Source organism: Streptomyces sp. WAC06614 (assembly GCF_003949795.1).
Taxonomy (GTDB): domain Bacteria; phylum Actinomycetota; class Actinomycetes; order Streptomycetales; family Streptomycetaceae; genus Streptomyces.
In genome coordinates this window covers 1-1,402 of the sequence record NZ_RPRY01000664.1, presented here as the reverse complement: position 1 = coordinate 1,402, position 1,402 = coordinate 1, and the positions used below count along the sequence as shown (strand labels likewise).

The 1,402-nt window shown below is 76.5% G+C and carries 1 protein-coding gene; it reads left to right on the top strand.

Annotated features, from left to right (window positions below; translation table 11 throughout):
* Positions 1-121: 121 nt before the first annotated feature.
* On the top strand, positions 122-1,402 hold a 1,281-nt coding region (locus EF918_RS35735), incomplete at its 3' end, for a stealth family protein (RefSeq protein ID WP_125652980.1).

The following is a 1,402-nucleotide window of genomic DNA, read 5'->3' as shown; positions in this document are numbered from 1 at the left end:
GGTCGGCCGCCCCGGTCGGCTACCCCGCGGCCGACCTGCCCCGCGCCCGCTACCCGGAACCGGGCGGACAGTTCCCCGGCGCGGCGGCCCGGCCGGCCGCGCCGAGCGGGGGCGGTGCCCCGTGGCGCTGATCAACCCCGAGGCGTCCTCGCTGGTCGCCGCCTACCGGTCCCTGCTGCCCGCCGCACTGCGCGGCGCCCTGGCCCGGCGGGTCCCGCCGCGGCTGCGGACCGTCGTCAAGCGGCTGCTGCGCCGGCTCCAGCTCGGCCTGGGCATCGGCCGGGCGCTGCGCACCCGGCGGGCCCGGCGGCGCTGGCCGCACCTGTTCGACCAGGGCGAGCGGCTCGCCGCCCTGCTCGACCGCGGCGCCCAGATCGCCCTGGTCCGGCCCACCGCGTCCCCGCTCGGCCTGCGCGAGGCCAACCTGGAGCTCGTCGTCACCGCCCTGGAAGAGGCCGGCGTCGACTACTTCGCCGTCCGCGGGACCGACGACTTCCGTGCCTGCCTCGCCGTCCGGGACGCCGACCGGGCGCAGGTCACCGCCGCCCTCACCGCGAGCGGCCGGCAGTGCCCGCTGTACGTCGCCCGCGGCGACCGGCCCGGCCCCGCCGGCCGCAGCGCGCTGATCGGCTCCCGCCGCGCCCGCGGCACCGCGGCCGCCGCCGGCGTGCTGCGCGTCGGCATGCTCTGGCGCGACCCGGGCGGATCGCTCTCGCTGGGCCTGGAGTTCGGTACCGACATCGAGTTCTGGCGCGGCGAGCGCGAGCACCTCGTCGCACCCCGCCCCAACAAGGTCACCGACGAGGTCCTGGCGGACACCCCGCGGGTGGAGGTCCCCGTCGCCCGGCTGACCCCGTTCGCCGCCCGCCACACCCGCCGCACCCGCGCCGTGCGCACCCTCCCGCCGTACACCGCCGACCTGCCCGAGGACATCCGCTTCCCCGTCGACGTCGTCTACACCTGGGTCGACGGCAGCGACCCCGCCTGGCAGGAGCGCCGCCGCGGCTTCGGCCAGGGCGGCTACCACGCCGAGGCGGCCAACCCGGCCCGCTGGATCAGCCGCGACGAACTGCGCTACTCCCTGCGCTCCCTGGCCCAGAACGCCCCCTGGGTGCGCCACGTCTTCCTCGTCACCGACCGGCAGCGACCGGCCTGGCTGGAGGAGGGCCACCCCCGGCTGACCGTCGTCGACCACACCGAGATATTCGACGACCCGGACGCCCTGCCCACCTTCAACTCGCACGCCATAGAGAGCCGGCTGCACCACATCGAGGGACTGGCCGAGCACTTCCTCTACTTCAACGACGACATGTTCCTCGGCAACCCCGTCACCCCCCAGGACTTCTTCCTCTCCAACGGCATGACCCGCGCCTTCTTCTCCCCCTCCCGCCTGCCCCACGCC